The organism is Nostoc sp. DedQUE04, assembly GCF_034530995.1.
Taxonomy (GTDB): Bacteria; Cyanobacteriota; Cyanobacteriia; order Cyanobacteriales; family Nostocaceae; genus Nostoc.
In genome coordinates this window covers 57,073-81,881 of record NZ_JAVRCA010000004.1, presented here as the reverse complement: position 1 = coordinate 81,881, position 24,809 = coordinate 57,073, and the positions used below count along the sequence as shown (strand labels likewise).

Genomic DNA, 24,809 nt, shown 5'->3' with positions numbered 1-24,809 from the left:
AGGTATAAATAAAGGCTTGGCAATGACAACGAACTCTATTTGGTTGGTTCTGTGCGGTGGAATAGTGCCGTTGATGGTAATGCCTGTGAGTGCCCAAGTAATTCCTGATAGCACATTGAATACTAACGTCTCTCAAAGTGGTGATAATTTTACCATCATCAACGGTAATCGAGTTGGCAACAATTTATTCCACAGCTTCAGCCAATTTTCAGTTCCTAGCAACGGCTCGGCTTTTTTCAACAATGCCGCAGATGTACAAAACATCTTCAGTCGCGTCACTGGAGGCGGTGTTTCCAACATTGATGGTTTAATTAAAGCCAATGGTAGCGCTAATCTGTTTTTGCTCAATCCCAGTGGGATTATTTTTGGTGCGAATGCCCAACTGAATATTGGCGGCTCCTTTGTTGGGACAACTGCCCAGAGCATTAAATTTAGCGATGGTGCTGAATTTAGCGCAATTAGTCCCCAAAATGCTCCATTGTTGAGCATGAATGTTCCCATTGGTTTGCAATTTGGTAGTAATCCAGGTGCAATTGCTGTTCAAGGGTCAGGACACAATGCCCAATTAGGCGACTCACTTCAGGTTTCTGGATTAAACCTCGGTACGAGAGGATTACAGTTGCAATCTGGAAAGACGCTGGCATTGCTGGGTGGGAATGTTGCTTTAGATGGAGGATTGCTCTCTGCACCAGGAGGGCAAATAGAACTGGGTAGCATCACTAACGGAAGCGTCGCCCTCAATTCCATCCCTGAAGGATTTAAGCTGAGTTATCCTAATGCTTCGAGTTTTGGCGATATTCAGATAACTCAACGAGCTTTAGCATCTACACGCGACCTCAGTGGGCAAAGGGGAGGAGCCATCCAAATTCAGGGTAAACAGGTCAGCATCCGAGATGGTTCACTGATATTAGTGCAAAATCGCAGCAATCAAACTGCTGGTGATATTGCCATCAATGCCACCCAGTCCCTCCAGATGATCGGCAAGTCTCCTGATTTTAAAAGTTCCAGCAGTTTAATTAATGAAACTATATCCCCAGGTGCGGCAGGCAATATTATCGTTACCACCCCACAGTTGAATATTGACGGGGGTGGGTATATCTTAAACCGTACCTTTAGTACAGCATCGGGTGGCAATATTGCAATAAATACTGAGGAAATGCGGGTGAATGGTTTTGCATTTGGCGATCCTTCTCCTTTTCGAGCAGTCAGCCAGATATTAGCTGCTTCCTATGGAGCTGGGAAAGGTGGAAATGTTGACATCTCTACTCAAAACCTGTCTGTTTTAGCTGGCGGCAATATAGCAGCAAGACCCTACGCTTCAGGCAATGGCGGCGATCTCATCGTCAAGGCAGATACAATTCAAGTGACAAATGAGGGAGCGCCAAAGGGTTTTTATTTTAGTTTGCTGTCTACTGCCACATTCGGATTTGGTAATGCAGGGGATTTGAAAATCGATACCCGCAAGCTGTCGGTTCAAGCTGGCGGCAGAGTGTCAGCTTCTAGCATAGTTTTAGGAAATGCGGGTTCACTGACTATCAATGCGTCTGAATCGATTGATGTGAATGGTGTCAAAGATGCAGCAAATCCCAGCTATATTGGTACTGCTGTTCGTCCTGTTTTTGGAGTTTCTAATGCTACTTCAGGTAACACCACGATTAACACCCCACTTCTTAACATCAGTAATGGTGCAACAGTTTTTGTCCAAAACCTTGGCTTTGGTAAAGCTGGTACTCTAAACATTCAGGCGAACACCTTACGACTCGACAATGGGGCCAGTATTTCAGCATCCACAAAAGCAGGCGGTGGCGGTAACACTAATTTACAACTGCGGAATCTACTACTGATGCGTCATGGCAGCTTTATCAGTGCAGAAGCAGGTAGCAGTGGTAATGGTGGCAATATTACGATTAATGCTCCCAACATTGTGGGTTTAGAAAATAGTGACATTATTGCCAATGCTGTGAAAGGAAAGGGTGGCAATATTCAAATCGCAACCCAAGGGATTATCGGACTCAAGTTCCGTCCCCAACTCACTCCCGAAAATGACATTACCGCTAGTTCGGAATTTGGGGTTAGCGGTACTGTTCAAATCAATAACATTGGTGTCGATCCAAACTCTGGGTTAGTTCAACTACCAACCAATGTAACCGATCCATCGCAACAAATAGCCAGTGGTTGTTCTGCAAACCAAGGCAGTCGATTTGTGGCAACGGGACGGGGTGGTGTGCCGCAAAATCCCAATCAAGATGTGACGAGCGATGTCTACGACGGGCTACACCTAAACACTTGGTCTGATGTCCGTGATATCTCTGAATACCGCAAAACTGGCGCAGTCACAGCACAAATGTCTCAATCTTCAGAAGTTCTTGTCCAAGCTACTTCCTGGCATCGCAACACCCAAGGCAAAATTGAGTTAATAGCGGCTCAACCAACCTATGTACAACCAAATTTAACCTGTGGTGCAACGAACTAAAGTTCCAGCAATTGCAATGCCTGCGGCAAGTTTCGTTTTCAGAAAGCTACACCAAGATGACTACTAAAACTTTAGATGCTGTTCAAACACAATACCGTTTAGGGAACCCTATATATATTAAGTATTGATAGAAAGTGAGCGATGAAAGCACCCTCTGTTTGCTGGGGTTTGATCGATATAATGCTAACAGGTGGGATGCTCCTTTGGTGTACCTCCGTGAGTGCCCAGCTAACTCCTGATGGCACCCTTAATACTACTGTTTCCCAAAGCGGTAATAACTTTACCATTACTAACGGTAGTGCCGCCAAAAGTAACTTATTTCACAGTTTCCAGAAGTTTTCGGTTCCCACTGGCGGTTCGGCTACTTTTGATTTAACGAACACGCCCAACATTTCTACCATCTTCAGCCGTGTTACTGGCGGTAATATCTCTAACATTGATGGCTTGATTCAGACGATTAACGGCAACAACCCCGTTAGTCTCTTCTTGATCAACCCTAGTGGAATCATCTTTGGAGCCAATGCCCAACTAAACATTGGGGGTTCGTTTATTGGTAGCACTGCCAGCAGTATTAAATTTGCCGATGGCGCTGAGTTTAGCGCAATTAATTTCCAAGCTACCCCGTTGTTGAGTATCAATGTTCCCATTGGCTTGCAACTGGGTAACAATCCTGCACCTATCAACATTCAAGGTACAGGACATACTTTGAGGAATGTCAGTGGGTTGGCTCTGCTTCCGCCGATTCAGACTCTCAGTTCTACAAAACTGCGGGTACAGCCAGGAAACACCCTAGCCTTAGTGGGTGGCGACATAAATCTAAATGGGGCAAACCTGATCGCTGAAAGAGGGCGAGTGGAATTGGGTAGTGTAAACGGTACAGCATTGGTAAACCTGATACCAACCGCACAGGGTTATACACTGGGATATGGCGATGTACAAAGCTTTGGGGATATTCAATTGGCACAGCGATCGCTCTTAGATATCAGCGGTGTGAATGCAGGTTCCGTTCAAATTCAGGGTAGGCAAATTCAATTCACCGATGGCTCTCTGGTACTGGCGCAAAATTTTGGCAATCTCCCCGGTGGTGATATTCGCCTTCAGGCCACAGAGTCCATTAATCTGATTGCCAAAACAGCTGATGGCACAATTCAGAGCGGAGTGCGTAGTAATGCTTTTGGTATAGGAGCTAGTGGGAATATCAGCGTTATTACTCCCAACCTCACTATCAAGTCAGGAGCGGGGTTGAATAGTACAACTTATGGAGCAGCTCCGAGTGGCAATATTTATATTGATGCAACCGCCATTGAACTGTCTGGCTTTTCACCCAATAATCCTGCTGACGTCACCATACTCAACACTACTACACTAGGCACTGGGAATGCTGGTGATGTTTTCGTCAATAGTAATAGTCTACTAGTATCAAGCGGTGCCTCACTATCTTCGGCTACCTTTGGCAGTGGTTCTAGCGGTAAAGTGACGATTCGCAACACCAACACCACGGTGATGGGAGAAAGTCCCTCTGGACTTTACAGCAACATTAGCTCAACTACATTTGCAACCGGAAGTGCCAAAACCTTGACCCTGAATACTGCGAAATTGCAAATTTTGGATGGGGGAGCAGTTGCGACTACCGCATTTTTTGCAGGTAATGGGGGAGATTTGAGGATCGATGCTACTGAAGCGATCGTCATCAGTGGTCAAGGTCGGGCAACTAATAGCACCATTAACGCCTCTACCATCCGACCCGATCCGTCATTGCGGAAACGATTTGGTCTACCAGATATATTAACAGCGAATGCTGGCACTGTGAGCATTACCACACCGAACTTAACGCTGACGAATGGCGGGACAGTCAGTGTCACCAGTCAAGGCAGTGGAAATAGTGGCAATATTAACATCAATGCAGCCAGCATCCAATTAAAAAATCAAGGGTTTATTCAAGCACAAACAGAATCCGGTAATGGTGGCAATATTAAATTGTCCGCTAAAAACCTGTTACTTCTGCAAGACAATAGCCAGATAACCTCAACAGCTGGCGGATCGGGGAATGGAGGTAATATAAACATCAATGCACCCATCATCGTCGGCTTAAAAAACAGCGACATTATTGCTAATGCAGTGCAAGGCAGAGGTGGTAATATCCAAATCACTACTCAAGGCATCTTTGGGCTGAAGTTCCGCAACCAACTCACTCCTGATAGTGATATTACTGCCAGTTCCCAATTTGGGGTAAGTGGCACGGTTCAAGTTAATACTATCGGTATCGATCCAAATTCGGGTTTAGTCGAATTGCCTGCAAATGTCACCGATCGATCCCAGCAAATTACTACAGGCTGCGCGGGCAGTGAAGGCAGCCGCTTTGTGGCAACGGGACGAGGTGGTGTGCCGCAAAATCCTAATCAGGTGACGAGTGATGTCTACGATGGGCCACGCCTACGTACCTGGGATGATATACGAGATTTATCTGCTTACCGCAAAACTGGCGAAGTGATAGCCCAAATACGCACAAAAGAGGCAGTTATTGTCCAGGCTACAGGTTGGCGACGTAATACACAAGGAAAAATTGAGTTAATTACAGATAAATCTCCTACTCAGGCGCAACAACCATTAACCTGTGCTGCTGTTCCTAAAAGTTAATGATGTTATAAATAATGCTCTAAAGGGGAACACTAACTTGAAATCAGGTTAAGGAAGTTTTTTGTGATGAGAGCCGTACCCTTTCTATTGATATTAATAACTGGGTTATTCACTCCAGAGATAATGCTAAAGGCAATACTCCCTTGGAGTGGCTCCGCCAACGCACAGGTGACATCCGACGGTACAACGAACACCATTATTAACTCAAATGGTAATAATTTCACAATTCTGAATGGGAGTGCAAAAGATAATAATTTATTTCACAGCTTCAATAATTTCTCTGTACCTACAGGTGGTTCAGCCAGATTTGATTTAATTAACACACCAAATATTACAACTATATTCAGTCGGGTTACAGGTGGAAATGTTTCCAATATTGATGGGTTAATTAGCACGCTTAATAGTAGTAACCCGGTAAGTTTGTTTTTGATGAATCCTGCGGGGATTGTGTTTGGGGCAAATGCCCGCTTGAATATTGGTGGCTCCTTTGTGGGGACGACGGCGAATAGTATTAAGTTTGCCGATGGGACGGAATTTAGTGCTGTAAATGCTTCGGGTACTCCTTTGCTGACTATAAGTGTACCTATAGGTTTGCAACTTGGGGCAAATGCTGGAGCGATACAAGTTCAAGGGGCAGACTTGCGAGTTAAAACCGGACAAACACTAACGTTAGTTGGTAGTCAAATCGACATGACAGGGGCAAAACTGACGGCACCAAATGGACATATCGAACTATGGGCTGTGCAGAATGCTGGGATTAAAATGGAAAATCAAGCTCAATGGCAACTGACGAGTCCTGTGGCTACAACAAATTGGGGCACAATTACGTTACAAAAAGCTTCATTGGTTGATGCAAGTGGAATTAACGGGGGTGCAATTAACATCCGTGGACGTGGGTTGACGGTGCAGGATGGATCAAATATTAGTTCTACTACCTTTGCTGGGCAAGGTAAGGGAATTACTGTCAACACCACAGACTTTGTTGATCTGCTGGGTGTTTCTCTCCCAGGACAAATTAATCCTGGCATTGGAACTTCTTTAGGTACCTTTTTTGGGCCTCCAGCAACTGGACGAGCTGGAGATGTAACAGTAGAGACAGGACGCTTAAAGTTAGCAAATGGAGCTTGGCTTCAGTCCTTTTCTAATGGCAACAATTCTCGATCGGGAGATATAACTGTTCGGGCTTCAGATGTAGAGGTGGTAGGTTCTAATCCATTTATTCAAATCCCCACCTCGATTACCACCACTCTCTTTGGTGGCAAGAACAATCAGAGTGGAAATATTTCCATCGAAACAAATCGAATGCGGCTGCAAGATGGTGGAATCGTCAGTACATCTTTGATACCCTTTAACGGTATCTCTCCTCCCACGGGCAAGGCTGGAAATATCTCAATCCGAGCAACTGAGAGCCTTGATATCTCAGGATACACACCCTCTCTACTACTGTCTGGAGTGGGTACGAGAATTGGTCAAACAGAAGGAGACGCGGGAAATATCTCAATCGATGTTGGACGTTTGCATCTCTTTAATGGCGGGTCTATCCGCAGTACTTTATCAGGAAAAGGGAAAGCGGGAAATATCACCATTCACGCGCAAGAGGTAGCAGTTAGCGATCCAGTAATTGATGTTATCAGCAAATTACCTGGTGGCATTACTGTTTCCGTGGGTGATAATTCAGTAGGTTCAGGTGGAAATATCGCCTTAACTGCTGACAACCTACGGCTTTTTAATGGAGGACAGATCACCTCTTCCAGCCAGGGTCAGGCAAATGCGGGCAATATTAACTTACAAGTTAAAAACATTGATATCCAGGGTATGTCTCAACCTTTAACTAACGGTCAAATTGTGCCCAGTGCGATCGCAGCATCTTCGACAACTAATTTTAACGCCGGAACGATAAAAATTACATCTGATACAGTTAACATACGCAATGCTGCGGAAGTGACCGTGAGCAATACAGGAGGCGGAGATGCAGGTAATTTGAATATTACAGCCAATAATATTTTCCTCGACAATAAAGCCAGTCTGCGATCGGAAGTCAAAGGAGGCAGTCAAGGTAACATTCACCTCCAAGCAAATGATGTTTTGCTGTTACGTCGTGGCAGTAATATTACAACTAATGCCACTGGTACTTCTACCGGAGGTAACATTGATATTACTGCTGGAGCTATTATTGCCGTTCCTGACGAAGATAGCGATATCGTTGCCAATGCGGTACTCGGAAGCGGTGGAAATATTCAAATCACCACCCAAGGCATCTTTGGGCTGAAATTCCGTCCTCAACTCACCCCAGAAAGCGACATCACCGCCAGTTCCCAATTTGGAGTGAGTGGCATTGTTCAAGTTAATACTATTGGTATCGATCCAAATTCCGGCTTAGTCGAACTACCAGCAAATGTCACCGATCCATCCCAGCAAATTGCGACAGGCTGCGCGGGCAGTGAAGGCAGCCGCTTTGTGGCAACGGGACGGGGTGGTGTGCCGCAAAATCCTAATCAGGTGACGAGTGATGTCTACGATGGGCCACGCCTACGAACCTGGGATGATATACGAGATTTATCTGCTTACCGCAAAACGGGTGAGAGAAATGCCCAGATTCCAGCATACTTAAAGGTTCTCGTTGAAGCTACAACTTGGCAGCGCAACGCTGACGGTAAAATTGAGTTAATTGCAGTTCAACCAGCGTATATACAACCATCTTTAACCTGTGCTGCAATGCCAAATTAATCAGTCCTAAGAGTTCACCATACAACCGTAATTTATTAGTTAAAACAAATAGGTTCTAAAACTTTGTTAGGTTGCGCTTTACTTCAACCCAACCGACAATTTTTCTTAACTGAACTGGATTTAGACGCACTCCCATCTACGCAAGAGCGCTCAAAGAGTTTCTTTGTCCCTGCTGTTAGCAGCAATACCATTTAGGGAATATTAAAATTGCCACCCAATCTACTGCAAATAAACAGCCGCAGTTAACTTGTGCATCTGTTCCAAAAAGTTAAATTGCTCAGGAATTCTCTAAGCAATCCTATCAAGATTAAAGTAACAGAATATGGAAACTCCTAAATATGTATACTGAGAACTACTGATGATTTTCCCAATTAAACAACGTCGTTGGCTATATATTAGTCTCAGTATTTTGAGCTTGTGTTTGGCAGTAACCATCACACCTGCTAGAGCATCTTTGCAAATACCAACAACTTCTACCCTAAATGTGTCAGTATCAACTTCCCAGCCTAGCAATTGGCTAGAACAGGGACGAAAACTTTACCATTCAGGACGCTTTGCTGAAGCAGTGACGATTTGGCAAACAGCAGCACAACAGTATCATACCCAAGGCGATCGCTTGAACGAAGCTCTAAGTTTAAGTTACCTCTCACTAGCACAACAGGAACTTAATCAATGGCAAGCAGCCCAACAGTCTATTGAGCAAAGTCTGAAACTGTTGCAAACAGGTAAACCCCCTGCTGATGCAATTCTTTGGGCACAAGCACTTAATACGCAAGCAAATTTGCAATTGCACACTGGCAAAGCCGAAACTGCCCTCGACAGTTGGCAACAAGCTCAAAAATATTATGAGCAAGCAGGCGACACAATGGGAAGCTTAGGTAGTCAAATCAACCAGGCACAAGCTTTACAAACTTTAGGATTTTATCGTCGTTCTAAACAACAGTTAGAAGCACTGACTCAAAAACTCCAAAGGATGCCGGATAATGAAGTCAAAGTCAGTGGACTGCGATCGCTTGGTTTGGCTCTGCAAATAATTGGCGATAGTAAAAGTCAACAGGTTTTAGAACAAAGTTTAGCGATCGCTCGCCAAATTTCAGCCCAACCTCAGTTAAGTTCTATTCTGATCGCCCTGGGCCAAACTGCCGTTGACTTGCAAGATCCAGAAGCCGCATTAGATTACTTTGAACAGGCTCAACTCTTAACAACTAACCCAAGCGATCGATTACAAGCGCGTTTAGCTCAGTTCAAACTTTTCCTCAATTACGACAAACTGGAGTTTGTTAACCCACTCGCACCTCAACTACTCCAACAACTCCGGGAACTGTCCCCCAGTCACACCTCACTCTACGCAGCGATCAATTTTGTTGCCACTCTCAACCACCAGTCAAATTCTGAGCAAATTCTACCTCTGAAAGATTTGGCGCAACTAATGGCAATCACAGTCAAATCTGCACAGCAAATCCAGGATACTCAAGCCGAAGCTCATGCACTAAATCAGTGGGGAAAACTCTATCAGCGTACACAGCAGTTATCCCAAGCACAGGAGTTAACTCAGAAATCCCTTAACATTGCCCGCCAACTCCAAGCTAACGATATCATTGCTCAATCTGCTTGGCAGGTGGGACAGTTGTATAAACAACAAGGCGATCGCTCAAAAGCGATTACTGCCTATACAGAAGCAGTCAACGCCTTAAAGGCACTGCGGGGAGATTTGGTGGCTATCAACCCTGATGTCCAGTTCTCTTTTCGCACCAGTGTGGAGCCAGTCTACCGAGAACTGGTTGATTTACTTCTAGAGAATCAACCGAGTCAAGCAGAACTTATACAAGCTCGTGAATTGATTGAAGCACTCCAAATTGCCGAACTCGATAACTTTTTTCGGGAAGCTTGTTTAGATAGAACTCAACAGATCGATCGGGTCGATCCAACTGCAACGGTCATTTATCCGATTATCCTGCCAGATCGTTTAACAGTAATTCTCTCCAAAGCAGGGCAACCACTGCGTTCCTATGTCACTCACAAATCTCAAGCTGAAATTGAGCAGACTCTAGACAATTTTTTGGTTGCTCTTAACCCTGTCTCAGATTCTAAAGACCGAGATCGATTATCTCAACAAATTTATGGTTGGTTAATTCGTCCAGAGTCAGCAGAGCAAGCATTTATTGATACCAAGACATTGGTGTTTGTTTTGGATGGTCGATTGCGGAACATTCCCATAGCAGCTCTTTTTGACGGTAAGCAATATCTGATCGAGAAGTATGCTGTGGCACTCTCACCAGGATTGCAACTAATGGCGACGCGATCGCTTCATCAAAACCACATCAGTGCGATCGTCGGTGGCATTAGCCAATCTCGCGCTGGCTTTAGTGCTTTACCTGCTGTGGAATCAGAAGTGAAACAAATCTCCAAGGCGGTATCTTCTTCTAGGATATTACTGAATCAGGAATTTACCAGTCAAGCCCTTGCTGAACGTGTGAAATCTAGTAGTGCAGGTATTGTCCACCTAGCAACCCACGGACAGTTTAGTTCCCGCCTCGAAGACACCTTCCTGCTCACTTGGGATGGACAAGTCAATGTTAAAGAATTATCTGAACTCCTGAAAAATCGCGGTAGCGATCCATCGAAAGCCATCGAGTTGCTGGTACTAAGTGCTTGCGATACTGCCGCAGGCGACGATCGCGCCGTCCTGGGACTGGCGGGGTTGGCTGTCAAATCCGGCGCTCGCTCAACGATCGCCACCCTATGGCCCGTCAAAGATCGGGCAGCCGCGATGCTCATGACTCGCTTCTATGACCAACTCCGACAACCCAAAATCACTAAAGCTGAAGCACTAAGACAAGCACAAATTAGCTTAATTCGCCAAACTGATTTCCACGAACCGTTCTTTTGGTCTGGCTTTGTTTTGATCGGCAACTGGATTTAACTAAGTAATACAACGGAGTTTATTGTAATTAAATTAGACCATTTTTTACAGTATTTATTCTCAATTTCGCCTATACTGTTAGTAGAAGTTCCTTGATTTTACTCTTAAATAGACTGAATATCTGAGCTTCTGAACATAGTCGAAAGAAACGTATTTTGTTTGTATCATATTTCAACGACATAGGTAAAAAGATCGTGAAACGTCGATATTTAGCTAGTACATTGAGCGTCATCGCTCTGATCGCTAGCAGTACATGGACTACTGCCCATGCTGTTACATTTACCCCACCCCCCAACAGTAGCTCTCCTAGACAATCAACTGGAGGAGCTTCTCGCGGCAACCTCTTTACCCCTGCTGTCGGCAAAGGTGCGCCCAGACAAGCAACTGGAGGAGCTTCTCGCGGCAACCTCTTAACCCCTGCTGTCGGCAAAGATGCGCCCAGACAAGCAACTGGAGGAGCTTCTCGCGGCAACCTCTTTACCCCTGCCCCTGGCAAAGGTACGCCCAGACAGGCAACTGGAGGAGCTTCTCGCGGCAAGCTCTTTACACCTGCCCCTGGCAAAGGCGCTCCCCAACAAGCAAGTGCAGGAGCTTCTCGCGTTGGTAGTTACTACTTGAATCCATCGACTACAAATACAACGCAACCAGCAGCGCTAATCGCCCTCTTGCCCCAAAATTTCTATGGCACAACAGTATCTGAACGTCCCACAATCTTGGTGTATCTTCCAGCTTCCAATGCCGAAGAAGCAGTGTTCAGCCTCAAAGATGAAGCTGGCAATATGCAACATCAGATGAACATTTCAGTTGCAGGAAAAACCGGAGTAATCGCGATCGAATTACCAGCTAATGCACCCGCTTTAGCCGTTGGTAAAAACTATCAATGGTTCTTAGCACTGAAAGTAGATGGGCAACTCAGTCCAAGTACGCCTTACGTCGATGGTTGGGTTCAGCGTATCCAGCCCAGTGCTGAGTTGGCAACAGCAATCCAAGAGCAAGATGCTCTGAAGCGGGCTACTATTTTGGGTAAAAACGGTGTTTGGTATGACTGTGTGGCAACACTTGCATCGGTATACACCACTCAACCTAACAATGCAACTCTCCGCAAACAATGGGAAGAACTTCTATCCTCAGTGAGTTTGAAGGAGATTGTAACAGCGAACTTATTAGCATCTACTAACTAATACCAATTTGGGCATTGGGTATGGGAAGAGACAAGCTAGACAAAGGAGAGGGGGAGACAAAGAAGAAACTTGTTCAATAATTCCCCCTTATCCCCTTTGTTTCCCTCTTTTTACTTCCACACAGTCACCATTACTTCTTATCCCCAGAGGGAACCCTACCTTTCCCAATCCCCATTGCATGACACAAATATGTGGCGCAGATTCCAGGCTTTGATCCAACGCACTCGCAGCGTTTTGATTATTACTCCTAGCGTTGCCTTAACTGTTATGGTTGGGCAATCTTTGGGACTTTTCAATTTACCGGAATGGAAAATTCGCGACGAATGGGTTCGCCAGCGATCTTCACAGGCGATGCCTATGGCGGGCTACGCCTACGCAGATGAGATTGTGATTGTTACAATTGATGAGCGCGATATCCAGTCAGTGCGTAAATGGCCAGTTCCCGACTGGGCGCTGGCACGATTACTAGAAAAAATCCGAGCGCAGCAGCCCCGCGCCATTGGTTTGGATCTTTATCGAGATTTACCGGAAGGAAGCGGACACGAGCAACTTGTTCGAGTCTTTCGCAACACTCCCAATTTAATCGGAGTTGAGAAAATTACTGGCGAACGCGTCAATCCCCCGCCGGAATTGAAAAAACAGGATCGGGTAGGATTAGCAGATTTAGTCTTGGATGGCGATCGCTTTGTACGTCGCGCCCTCTTGACATCTGAAGACGCCAAAGAGAAAAACACCATTAAAGCCGGACTAGCAACCCTTGTAGCCTTAAAGTACCTCGAAGCTGAAAAAATTAGCTTAGAAAGCATTGACCCCCAAAAACAAAAGTTTCAGTTGGGCAAAGAAATTTATTTACCACTGCAAAATCAAGAAGCAGGTTATACCGATGCCGATTTAGGAGGCTATCAAATTCTGTTGAATTGGCATGGAACAGAAGCCGCATTTCGGACAGTTGCGATGCGCGATGTGTTAGCAGGGAAAATTCCGGTAGATTTGATGCGCGATCGCATGGTATTTATTGGATCGATTGCTTCCAGTACCAATGATTTCTTCAGCACACCCTTCTCTTCTTGGGTATCTGCCCAAAAACCGACTCCAGGTGTGGTTGTTCATGCCAATATTGCTCATCAACTAGTACGAGGAGCAAAAACAGGAAATGCCAGTCTGCACGGTGTTTCTGGCATTTATTTATCACTCTGGATTGTTTTGTCGTCTGTCATTGGTTCTACAGGCAGTTGGTTGTTATCCAGTAGCAAGCTGCGGATTCCTGGCGGCAAAATTCTTTGGGCAACTGTAGGTATTAGTGGAGCCTATATATGGGGTGGCTATGGGATGTTTTTGTATGGTGTTTTAATTCCGGTAACACCCACCTTAACTGCGTTTATCGGTAGTGTGATTGCAACAACTAATGCCTATAAACAGCGCAAGTTAGAAGAAACAAATCGCCAACTAGAAATTGCCAACAGTCAACTATTGGATTATTCCAAAACCCTAGAGACAAAAGTCGAAGAACGCACTCATGAATTAGTGGAGGCAAAGCAAGCTGCCGATGCTGCCAATCAGGCCAAGAGTGAGTTTCTCGCCAACATGAGCCACGAACTACGTACACCTCTCAATGGCATCCTTGGTTTTGCCCAGGTACTAGAAGGATCGCCAAATATGACAGCTAAAAACCTAGAAGGAGTCAGCATTATCTACCAATGCGGTTCGCATCTTTTGATGCTGATTAATGACATTCTCGATCTCTCGAAGATAGAAGCAAGGAAATTGGATTTGGTTCTTACTAGCGTGCATCTGCCCAGTTTCTTACATGGTGTGACTGAGATTTGTGGTATCCGGGCTGAACAGAAAGGGATTAAATTTAATATCTTAATTAGCGATCGCCTACCACTTGCTATTGAAACTGATGAAAAACGACTGCGACAAGTGTTAATTAACTTACTGGGCAACGCGATCAAATTTACAGATAGCGGTAGCGTAACCTTCACAGTGGAAGCCATTAGTGATTCGTCACTTGTACTGAGCGAAGCCGTTGGCGCAGCCTCTCATAGAGAAGTATTGGTCATTGGTCACGAGTCTAAACAAATGACACATCAGAAAATTCGTTTTCAGATTGAAGATACAGGCATTGGGATGTCACCAGACCAACTGGAGAAAATCTTTTTGCCCTTTGAGCAAGTGGGTGAAGCAGGGCAACGATCTGAAGGTACTGGCTTGGGATTGGCGATTAGCCAAAGAATTGCGGCATTGATGGAAAGCCAAATTCAGGTGCAGAGTCACCTGGGTGAAGGAAGTCTGTTTTGGCTGGATTTGACAGTATCGGTACCACTCGCTCATGACTGGCGTGGAGGAGCGATGTCTACAACGGATTACACGCCAACTCCCCAGAAAATTACCGGGATTCAGGGTAGTGCGCCTCAAATTCTGATTGTCGATGACGATCGCAACCACTGTTCTATGTTGACCAATTTGCTGCAAGAAATTGGCTGTCGAACCTTGGAAGCAACCGATGGCAAACATGGGCTACAAGTAGCAATTGAACACAATCCAGATGTGATTCTACTCGATTTAGCGATGCCTAATATGGATGGTTTTGAGCTAATGGTTCACCTGCAAGCGAATCCACAAACCTGTTCTATTCCGATTATCGTCTCTAGTGCCAGCGTTTTTGAGTCAAATCGTCAGCGGAGTTTAGAGGCAGGGGCAACAGCATTCCTACCCAAACCTCTCCAGATTGACGAACTACTCAATAGACTGCGATCGCTCTTGGGAGTGGAATGGATATATGCCGAATCTTCGCCTTCCAAAGATGAGCAGATAACTAGTAGTGAATGGGTTCTACCATCCCAAGATGTTTTGCAACAACTCTATCATCTGGCAATGATGGGAGATATCTCGGCAATTGAGGGAATGTTAAGAGAACTAATTGAGGAAAACAGTCAACTAACTCCCTTCGCAGCAGAGTTAAGCAAACTCACTGCCAATTTCCAAACCGGAAAAATCCGTAAGTTACTCAAATCATTTGTCACAACGGAGTTACATCCATGATCGCTGTTCCGATCTCGAAACCCATACATATTTTGTTAGTGGATGACAATCCAAACAATCTCAAGGTGCTATCTGAAGCGATTCAGAAGTGTGGCTGGAAAGCTCTCATGGCAACAGATGGAGAGTCAGCGATCGAACAAACAGAATATGCTCATCCCGATCTGATTCTTTTGGATGTGATGATGGCAGGTATTGATGGATTTGAAACTTGTCGCAGACTGAAAACCAATCCGATCACCCAGAATATTCCAGTAATTTTCATGACTGCCCTATCTGATTCTACAGACAAGGTGGCCGGACTGGAAATAGGTGCAGTTGACTACATTACCAAACCCTTCCAACACGAAGAAGTTATTGCCCGTTTAAAGTTACACCTCAAGATTTCTCATCTCACCCGCACACTAGAAGAACGCGTGCAAGAACGCACCAGAGAATTAACTCAATCTCTACAGCAATTACGGCAAACCCAACTACAAATGATCCAGAGTGAGAAAATGTCCACATTAGGGCAGTTGGTTGCAGGTATTGGTCATGAGATTAATAATCCGGTTGGTTTTGTTGGCGGAAATTTATCTTATATTGAGGAATATGTAAATAATTTACTTCGCTTAGTAAGCCTGCAACAGCAGAAGCTAACGCAGCCAGACTCGGAAATTCAAGAGCTTGTTGAAGAAATCGACTTGGAGTATCTGACAGAGGATCTGCCAAAACTACTGGCATCAATGCACCAAGGAATTACCCGTCTGAAAGATATCAGTCTTTCTTTAAGAACTTTTACTCGCGCAGATATTTCATCTCAGGTGGAGTTTCAGATTCACGAAGGAATCGATAGCACCTTAATGCTGTTGAAACATCGACTCAAAGGCAATGGCGATCGCCCTAAAATCCAGGTTGTCACACAATACGGTGAGTTACCTCCAATCAGTTGCTATCCCGGACAACTCAACCAGGTATTTATGAATATCATCGCTAATGCCATTGATGCATTTGATGAACTCCATCAAAACAATTGCGATCGAAATATTCCTGCTTGCCCAAGCATAATCACTATCACCACATCGCTCGATCCTCAACAACAAACCGTCACAATTTGCATCCAAGATAACGGGCCCGGTATGCTTGCTGAGGTACAATCTCGAATTTTTGAGCAATCTTTCACAACCAAGGCTGTGGGCAAGGGAACCGGGCTAGGATTAGCGATCAGCTACCAAATTATTGTTGACAAACACAACGGACAAATCAAATGCTTATCAACACCTGGTGAGGGGACAAAATTTATTATTACTCTGCCAATGTAATTGAATATACATTATTTTTATCAGAAATCCCGCAACTCAATATAACCCAATACAGTTCATATAAGCTCAGATAAGCCCAAAACACTTGTAAAGACGGCTATTTATCGTGTCTAAAAAAACCAAAATTTTTGCAGTAGCCCTTAACCCAAGCGTATTCTCAAATAATCCATAACAGCAATTAATCTAATTTTATTCCTTAAGATAGATGAATTTTTTAATTAAATTAAGTTTTTTTAATACAGTTTTCAATTATAAATTTAATACTATTTTTATTATTTCCATAAATTTTTTCAATATCTAAAACTCTAGTTTTAAGTAGCAAATAAAATTACAATAAACTGTTAATTGCTGGATGTAGCAATTTGTACTTGATTAAATCAAATTTGAAAGTTATTAGGTTAGGTAAACCGAAAAGTTTAAGTAGGTCTTGTACCTTTTGGCTTTACCTTACCCAATAAACTTGGTGAACTATTAGGTATCAAGAAATAATGTTGAAACGTCGCACAATACTAGTTGGTTTAGCTGCGCTTGGCTTAACGTTAGCTGTTAGTACACAAGTTCATAGACAATCTACTAGCGGGCTAGAAGCTTGGCAAAGTGTCTACAATGAGGCGGCTGCTGGGGCAACAACGATAGTTACAGTTCCACTTTTGAACTCCTTATTATCATCTATCTTGCAAGTAGTCTTCAAATTGGCAGGTTATTGGGGTGGTTAACCCGCATTTCTCATACTCAAACAGAGAAAGAGCCTAAAAGAGCCTAAATAAAGACAGGTGCAATGTAATTTTTGAGTAATTCCTGCGGTTGCGATCGCGTTTCGCACGCTGTAGGCGAGTGCCTGACTATATCTCTTACTTGAAGAGTGCAGATTTTCCTATAGCTAAATATTCCAAAAACCGTGAGGAGTATTCTTTCCATGTTCAAACCTCGCCCAATTTTTAGCGCCTTAGTTGCAATTATCCTAGCGTTTGTCATAGGTACACAGATACATAAACAACCCGCCATTGCTACTGGAGGGGGTTGTAATCCAACGGCGCATAACCTACCTATATGTCCAAGCACAGCACCTTCAGAGTCAGCTAGTTTCATTGACCCAACTGCAACAATCAGAAATCCAACAAATATAAGCTTGGGCAAAAAAGTCTATGTTGCACCATTTGCCAAGTTAGACGCTACTACTGCTCCCATTAGCATTGCAGAAGATTCTAATGTCCAAGACCAAGTGAAAATTACAGCTTCGGGAACGGGAGTAGAGATTGGGCGACGAGTTATTTTGGCACACATGGCCATTGTCAAAGGTGCAGCCAAAATCGGTACTCAAGGTTCTACTGGGCCTTTTACCGACCCGATTACCAATGCTCAGTTCAACAACAATATTCCAGAGACATTTCTCGCTTTCAACTGTGAAATAGACGGTGCAACTGTAGAAAGAAACACGGTAATCAACTTTCTCTCACGGGTTGGCCCCGGTGTTACCTTGCCTGCCGGGAAAGTAGTGCTGCCAGGTAAAAACGTCACAAATAACTTTGAAGCTACTAGCGGCAGTTTGGGGAAAGTGGCAAACCTGACCCAAGCCGACGTTGCATTAATGGAAGGCATTATTGAAGTCAATGATGCACTTGCCAAAGGTTACACAGAATTAGCTAGAGCAGATTTGACAAATGTACGAGGCATAAATCTCGCTCCAGTCACAGCTTTTAACCCTGGAGGTCTGCCGCAGATAGGTGGGATTGTTACTCGCGATCCAAACTTTCGTAACCGCATCATCGGCAATCTCGTTCTGAAAGATTCTTTAGCAAGCCTTACTAAAAAAATAGGTAATAGAATTTCGCTGCGTGCTGATGAAGGTCAACCTTTTAATGTCGGCAAAATTGCTGGTATGGCAAACGATGTTGTGTTTCACGCTTTAACAACAACTAGCCTGACTCTTGGTAATGGAGTTGGTTATGGGCCTCGCGCTCTAGTTCATGGCGGTAGGCAGGTTGTCAATGGTGTTGCTAATGGCCCTGAAACTAGCATAGGTGATGCCGTAGGGCTAGGGCCGAACTCTGTTATATTGCGCGCCAGCATTGGCAAAAACTCAGCAATTGGGCAAAAAAGCGCAGTCTTCAATTCTACATTAGCTCCCAAAACAGAGGTGCGTTCTCGAACAATCTATGCCGACAATGGCAGTATGATTCTACCTGTGGAGTGGTAAAAGGAGACCGCTTTCACTCCTATACCAGCCGTATTTTTATCTGCTCGTTGTGTAGCGTGGATCTCTTTTATGACGGCTGGTATCTTCTTTCTTAGCTTGTGCCTAAGCAATTAACTTTTGCATAATTTATGAATCTGAAAATCTTGTCGTTAGTGCAATTACAATGCCTACGATTAATGCTGCTGTTAACTTTGATATTCGGGTTGATACTAATTGTTGATGATGGTTCATCTATAGCTGCACAGAAGGTTGGGCAACCAGGATTTATAAACCCTGTAACTGCTGATATCACCTCCAGTCAGCCTCAAGTGGTACAACCTTCAGTCATCGGACTTGTGTCTACATTGTCGGATGAAGTCGAGGAATTACCAGCCCAGTTAGTTCGCTGGTCGACTTACTGGCAACTTTGCTGGGAAGCATATCCTGAAGCTGAAGCATACGAACTACAAACGGTGCTTATGGAAGGCAAGTCTCCCAAGTTGAAACGACAAAGCGATCGCTGCTTTCGGATACAAGCTGCATCTAATGAAAACCAAAAATCACAAGGATTACTCAACCGTGATTTAATCTTGTTAATGCATAAAATTCAGCTTGGTTATCGAGTGCGAGCTGTCTTAGATAACAACCGCGTCAGTGAATGGTCTCAAGTAATGGCAGTTGGTGCAACTACTACCTCTTAATTAAATGGTACTAATAACACCTGTAATAGTGCTTGTGGCATCAAAGATAGCATCAGGAGTGAGTTTTTCTAATGTTTGTGGTGTAATCCCAGCGCGAGGATACCTTAATAAAGGTGCTTGTCCTTCATAAAGGATTGATATACGTGCAGGGAGATTTTCTCTGATGAGAATAGCTTGTGCCATTTGGGAGCGCAATGGATCAATGAGATTTGCAACACTTTGGCTATCCATTCGGTTGAATAGTGGAATTTTAGCTTTTAAACTCATCATGAAAAACGGAAAGATTGACAAGAGTCCCCTGAATTAGTTCGTCACACATACTGGTGTCGTTAGTGCACCATGAATGTCTAACTCAATATACAAATCTCAGACAGTATTAGTTATGCTTCCCCTTGAACAATTGTTTTGTCCTTGTTGTACTCCAGCCATATTGCATTTGCTAACTCAATCCGAGCTGACTCAGCATATACTCCAATTAAAAACGGGGTCAGTTTCTGCGGCTATCAGAAGGAATCAAAAACAGCAGGAGCTTTAAATGAGTATTTGTCTTGAACTACCATTTTTTTGACAGATAGTTATCATCAGATGCTAGAGACAATAACTTTACAATGACAGCCATCTGGCTTCATACTCTTTTTTTGGCGAAGGTATTGTTACAACAAATAAATTATCCAATCTTGTCAGATGGAATGAAAAGCCCGCATTTGGATACGGGCAGGCGAGATACCCACCCTAATTAGGCAATTTCAATTTGGATAGCTTATTTCAAAGCGCAGAACTATCAAACGCAGTTTTGTAAGCATCAGCAGTTTCTATGCCAAAACCTCCAGCTTCGATATGACGAACTAGCGATTGAATAATGGGTGTAGCAATACTAATACCAAATAAAGCATTGAAGCCTGCAACAACAACTGGTGCTGACAAAATAACTGTAAATTCTGGAAATAAAGCTAACACAGCCACCAAGACTAAAAAAACAATTGGTGTCGCAATACCTGCTGCCTTTGCTGCTTCAAAAATTAGATTTTTATACTCTTCAACAGTAATGTCATCTCGATAAAGATCCAAAGAGTAGGAAATCGCCGTGACTACAACCTGAGTAAGAATAGCTGTTCCCGTTGCAGTAATCCCAAGTTTCGCGATCGTCCCAGAATTGCTGACAATAGAATCTACCGCATTATAAACTCGAATATAAAACTGTTCGCCAACGGTCATTACTTTGGCTCCTCGGCGAAGATTATCAACACCTACTTCCCAAAGAATATTATCAGCAGCATTCGAGCCACCTTGGGAACGTGGATTGATGTGGCTACCATGCTTATCTCTAAGAAATTGACGAATTGTATATTCTTTACCTCCAAGCTTTGATGTGCCAGGAATTTTCTCAAAAAGCTTCATGACATCTGCATCAGAGCGAGGTAAGTCTCCTACCCGAACACCAGCACGATATCTCAGCCGATTTGCAATCTTGGGCATCTCTTGGGCTAATTCGGCAGCTGTCTTTGGTAAATTTTGCAAAGCATCAGCCATAACCATGCTAGATGCGGCAACTCCAACAGCAGTTTGTTGAAATGTTTGACTAACATTTTGAACAGTTTGAAAACTTGATTGTGTTGCGATAGTTGACAAACTTTGTAAATCATTGACTGCATGAACACTTGAAGTAGTCATCTCGCTAGTAGCGTTCTTGATTCCATCAACTACCTCATTCATCCCGTTTACTACATTGTTGGCTGCTTCTTGAGCTTTATCTCTAACTGTATCTGCCAACTTTTGTGCTTCGTTAATAAAATCCATGTTTTATGCCGTGGAGTGTTTGCTCCAGTTTCTCTTTCTCAAACTAAGAAGCACCTCAGCATTCATGACGAATTTGCTTCCAAAAATTTTAAAGATATAGTAATCATTTTATATTGTTTGTGTATGTTATTTTTAAAAACTTCACTGTCCGATTATGTACAGCAGATGATGCCATGCAGTCTCAGCCATAAAGTTACAAGTATACTAACAGTAATGGTCATACCAATTACTAAAAAATAGCCTCATGGTTTGAGGTTTAGCGATTTAATAAAAGATGCACCATTTGTTTTTAGTTCTTCAGATGATGGGGTTATTATTACAGCTTCAACAGCATAATTTTTCTTCATACAAAGCAGACTTCTCTGATATAATAATTTATTATTTATATTCAATCCTTTTTTCTTAATTTCTTCTTGCAAGGAAGTACTGGGTTTGCCCATTAAAGTAAAGTCTTGACAGCTATATCCACTTTGATTAACGGAAGACTGAGATATTTGTTTACCTTGAATAAAATTTGTTTGATTAGCAGTTTTAACTAGAAGCTGTAAAACTTTTGGAATTCTCTGCGGGGCTATTTCTTTGGGAAGAGTTGAATGGGTCACTGAATATATAGATTCACTCTTAATAGTTGCCCAATTTCGGTTATTAATCCCTTTTGTTGGAGAACTAGCTTCTTCTAAAATAGTCCCTGGCATTAAAATACTAAAATTTCCTTCTTTGGATGTTAAAAGTTTTTCTTGGGATGATGCAGGTGTGCAAGCCGATAAAACAAATATCCCGAAACAATTAATTATCCAAAAACGTTTAAGAATGTTGATAAGTAAATCCATAAGTGTTACTGTTTAATAATTTTTATTTAAAATGTCAAGTTATTCTTTCAACTCATGCACAGGCTGTTGTAATTTTTAGCGTTTGGCTGACGAATTACAGCCAATATCTTCAACACAAGGTCTTGTTTTAAGTTTTCCCCTAAAAGTGGTTTTTGTAACACAAAAGCTGCCAAATTAAATCTTGACTCAATATTTCCCAACAAAACGGCACTCATCATTTCAATAACCCACATCAGCAAGGCTTTCGGTAATTTTGAGAAAATTGATTGTTACTGCGATGGACTACACCCCGCCTTCTTGCGATGTCTACAACAGGCTGCGCCTACGCGTCCTTCCTTTATCCCCAGCTTTCCTTAATACTAAGGAATTTGTCACTTACGCCGCTAAAAAAGGTGACTCGGAAAATACGATTAAATTGAGCTTCCAAACTCGGAACTTGAGCTTTAGAACTTGAGATTACGAGTTCTCTACTCAAACTCCGAGTTTCTAAGCTATAACTTTCAACCTTTTAAGCAAAATTGCCGATAGATTTTCTGCACTATTGATGCCTACGGCTGCACTTTTCCAGATTTACAGATGAAATTGCGCCTCGATCAATTTTTAGTTTCTACCTTTGAAAGAGTTTAACCATTCTTGAACTTGCTCTCTTGCAATATCGCGTCCCCCAAGACCAAAGGCTAGGGCAATAGCAACTGCGATCGCACCTAGTAAAAGTCCAAAGGCTAAATTCACAATATCACTGGCAACCCCAATCTGTTGCAGTGCCATTGCCGAGACTAAGGCAATAATTGCAATCCGTGCCACTTGTCCCAAAATCTGGGCTTGGCGATCGCCTGAACTGGTAATGATGTTAAAAGCCAAATTTGCCAGGAATAAGCCAATGGCAAAGATTACCAATCCGGCCAAAATCCGCCCGAATATAATCACAATCCCAGACACTAATGCTGTCAGGGCTGGAATATTCAAGATATTCACCGCCGCCACTGTAGCAAACAGCATGATCCCCACTAAAGCAACAATGCCTACAACTTCTGATGGAGTGCGGGTTGGAATCGGTGGGGTTGCTGATTCTGTGGAAATGACGATTCGTCGACCGGGTGTAGTCAGACCCAAAATAGTGAAAATGTTATTAAACCCTAAATTGGTGAGGATACTTGTAACTAAGTCCGCGATAAACCGCCCAATGAAATAAGCAACAATCAAAATTGCTGCGGCTGTAAAGATGGCAGGTAAGGCGTTGAGAATCTGTTGCAGCATAGCGATCGCCGGGACAGATATCGCATCAATTCGCAAGGCATTCAGCGCTGCGATCGCTACAGGAATCAAAATCAAAACATAGACAATTGTGCCGATAATACTCGATAGAGGTTGTACCCCTGCACTTGTAGATAATCCCAAGCGACTACCTAAATGGTCAAGACCAGTTGTCGCCAGCAAGTTTGTCACAATCCGCCGTACTACATTAGCGATGAACCAGCCAACTACAGCAATCAAGATCGCCGCTAAAATGTTCGGCAGAATTAGCAGAACTTCTGTAATTAGAGCTTGTACTGGTTGTAGAGCCTGCTGTAGTCCGAGAGTATCCAAAATTGGAGCGAGAAACAGTAAAAATATAAACCAATACAGAGCGTTGCCAATCGTCTCACTTAGAGACAGCTGATTGAGGCTGGGTGCTCTGTCTTCTGGTTCTGGATTCAAACGCTCATCCAGGTTAAATGCCTGTAATGAGCGCACAGTGATAATCTTCACAATCGTCGCCAAAAACCAGGCTGCTACCAAAATGATTCCTGCACCAACCAACTTTGGCAAAAAGCCAATAAGTTGATTGAGAAAATTATTCAGGGGTCGAGAGGCTATCTCCAGATCCAATGTCTGTAAAACAGCAACCGCCGTTAACAGGATAATGCTCCAAAAAACTAAACTGGAGATTAATTTCTCCACTTGGGGAACATCTTGACGACCCGTTATCCCAGCAGCAATGCGGTTATCTATGTTTGTGCGCTTGAGGATTCCTCGCGTCACTGCTGCTGCGATCGCTGCAATCAGCCAACCTACTAGTAAGATTGCTACTGCCCCTAAAAGACGAGGCGTAAATAGAATCAACTGTTGAACAATACCTTGCACATCAGCGATTCCTTGATTCACTGCTGGTTGTATTGGTTGCAGGCTGGGCGATGATTGTGCCAAAAATTGCTGCACCTTTGTGGATAAACCAACTCCATAGGCGTAGCCCGTCGTAGACATCACCTGGGTTATTTCTTGCCAAGTTGTGTTCATGGTTTTCGGGAATTATGCTTAAGTATTCGCCGCAAACACTGAGTCAGTGTTTTGCCTATCAATTTACCAGTAAAAACATACATATTTACTCATATTTGATTTAATATACGAGCATTGGGCATTGGGCATTGGAGAAAGACTTACTGCAACTTCTCCTCTCCTCCCCTGCTCCTCTGCTCCTCTGCTCCTCATCTCCCACTTTGCTGAATTTTGCGTTACTCTAATTGCAGCAACAGCACTCAAGATGTGGAATGTCCCAAGTTTTGGAACAATCGATTCAAATTAATGCTACAGCTACAGTGGTGGAGCGCTGTATTAGCGATTTAGCTCTTATGCACCGTTGGCTCAACCCCGTTCTTCGTTGCGAACCTGTAGGCGAAGCTTGGAGTACCGATGTCGGCAGTAAAAGTCGTTTTATTATTCAAATTCCTCTACTGAAACCCACCTTGAATAGCGTAGTTGTAGAACGACAACCGGGTTTGGTAGTCTGGGAATTTCAGGGGTTTTTTCAAGGGCGCGATCGCTGGGAATGTCAGCCAACAGAAAAGGGAACGCTTTTACTCAACCGCTTTGAGTACGATATCCCTAACCCTTTAATTAGTTGGGGCTTCAACACTTTTGCTGCATCTTGGACAAAAGAAGATATGCAAGCCCAACTCCGCCGCCTCAAACGAGTTGCAGAAGAACAAAATTAGTCATTAGTCATTTGTCATTGGTCATTTGTCATTGGTCATTGGCTTACTA

General features: G+C 43.5%; 16 protein-coding genes. 11 read left to right on the top strand and 5 right to left on the bottom strand.

The window, feature by feature from the left end; translation table 11 throughout:
• Positions 1 to 22 precede the first annotated feature (22 nt).
• From RM049_RS04050 to RM049_RS04005, 10 genes are all read left to right on the top strand, one after another.
• Complete coding sequence (locus RM049_RS04050) at positions 23 to 2,473, top strand: filamentous hemagglutinin N-terminal domain-containing protein (protein WP_416212610.1); 2,451 nt, start codon at positions 23 to 25, stop codon at positions 2,471 to 2,473.
• A gap of 141 nt (positions 2,474 to 2,614) precedes the next feature.
• Positions 2,615 to 5,110: an S-layer family protein gene (locus tag RM049_RS04045; protein ID WP_322703254.1), complete on the top strand. Its 2,496-nt coding sequence runs from the start codon at positions 2,615 to 2,617 to the stop codon at positions 5,108 to 5,110.
• A gap of 66 nt (positions 5,111 to 5,176) precedes the next feature.
• Entirely contained in the window at positions 5,177 to 7,837 is a 2,661-nt protein-coding gene (locus RM049_RS04040) for an S-layer family protein (RefSeq protein WP_322703253.1), read from the top strand.
• A gap of 358 nt (positions 7,838 to 8,195) precedes the next feature.
• The gene (locus RM049_RS04035; RefSeq protein WP_322703252.1) at positions 8,196 to 10,760 is read left to right on the top strand and encodes a CHAT domain-containing protein; all 2,565 of its coding nucleotides are present in this window, start codon (positions 8,196 to 8,198) and stop codon (positions 10,758 to 10,760) included.
• Positions 10,761 to 10,954: 194 nt separating this feature from the next.
• Positions 10,955 to 11,941, top strand: coding sequence for a DUF928 domain-containing protein (locus tag RM049_RS04030; RefSeq protein ID WP_322703251.1), 987 nt, complete (start codon positions 10,955 to 10,957; stop codon positions 11,939 to 11,941).
• 189 nt (positions 11,942 to 12,130) lie between these two features.
• Positions 12,131 to 14,986 (top strand): CHASE2 domain-containing protein, encoded by a 2,856-nt coding sequence (locus RM049_RS04025; protein WP_322703250.1) that lies wholly within the window; start codon positions 12,131 to 12,133, stop codon positions 14,984 to 14,986.
• Positions 14,983 to 16,284 (top strand): response regulator, encoded by a 1,302-nt coding sequence (locus RM049_RS04020; RefSeq protein ID WP_322703249.1) that lies wholly within the window; start codon positions 14,983 to 14,985, stop codon positions 16,282 to 16,284. Before RM049_RS04025 ends, RM049_RS04020 begins: the two co-directional genes overlap by 4 nt.
• A gap of 488 nt (positions 16,285 to 16,772) precedes the next feature.
• Positions 16,773 to 17,000: a hypothetical protein gene (locus RM049_RS04015; RefSeq protein WP_322703248.1), complete on the top strand. Its 228-nt coding sequence runs from the start codon at positions 16,773 to 16,775 to the stop codon at positions 16,998 to 17,000.
• Positions 17,001 to 17,200: 200 nt separating this feature from the next.
• Positions 17,201 to 18,481, top strand: a complete 1,281-nt coding sequence (locus RM049_RS04010; protein ID WP_322703247.1) for an acetyltransferase — start codon at positions 17,201 to 17,203, stop codon at positions 18,479 to 18,481.
• A 128-nt stretch (positions 18,482 to 18,609) separates the two neighbouring features.
• A complete protein-coding gene (locus tag RM049_RS04005) occupies positions 18,610 to 19,161 on the top strand; it encodes a hypothetical protein (protein WP_322703246.1) in 552 nt (183 codons plus the stop codon).
• Here RM049_RS04005 and RM049_RS04000 read toward each other — a convergent pair whose 3' ends face one another.
• The 5 genes from RM049_RS04000 to RM049_RS03980 form a co-directional block, all read right to left on the bottom strand.
• Complete coding sequence (locus RM049_RS04000) at positions 19,162 to 19,431, bottom strand: hypothetical protein (RefSeq protein WP_322703245.1); 270 nt, start codon at positions 19,429 to 19,431, stop codon at positions 19,162 to 19,164.
• Between the two features lie 495 nt (positions 19,432 to 19,926).
• Positions 19,927 to 20,958: an HNH endonuclease gene (locus tag RM049_RS03995; RefSeq protein WP_322703244.1), complete on the bottom strand. Its 1,032-nt coding sequence runs from the start codon at positions 20,956 to 20,958 to the stop codon at positions 19,927 to 19,929.
• Positions 20,959 to 21,200: 242 nt separating this feature from the next.
• Positions 21,201 to 21,788 (bottom strand): hypothetical protein, encoded by a 588-nt coding sequence (locus RM049_RS03990; protein ID WP_322670025.1) that lies wholly within the window; start codon positions 21,786 to 21,788, stop codon positions 21,201 to 21,203.
• A gap of 47 nt (positions 21,789 to 21,835) precedes the next feature.
• Positions 21,836 to 22,006, bottom strand: a complete 171-nt coding sequence (locus RM049_RS03985; protein WP_322703243.1) for a hypothetical protein — start codon at positions 22,004 to 22,006, stop codon at positions 21,836 to 21,838.
• Between the two features lie 382 nt (positions 22,007 to 22,388).
• Positions 22,389 to 24,065 (bottom strand): mechanosensitive ion channel, encoded by a 1,677-nt coding sequence (locus RM049_RS03980; RefSeq protein WP_322670027.1) that lies wholly within the window; start codon positions 24,063 to 24,065, stop codon positions 22,389 to 22,391.
• A 251-nt stretch (positions 24,066 to 24,316) separates the two neighbouring features.
• Between RM049_RS03980 and RM049_RS03975 the strand changes: the two genes are divergently transcribed.
• Positions 24,317 to 24,760 carry an SRPBCC family protein gene (locus RM049_RS03975; RefSeq protein WP_322689514.1) on the top strand — a complete coding sequence of 148 codons (444 nt, stop codon included), beginning with the start codon at positions 24,317 to 24,319 and terminating at the stop codon, positions 24,758 to 24,760.
• Positions 24,761 to 24,809 lie beyond the last annotated feature (49 nt).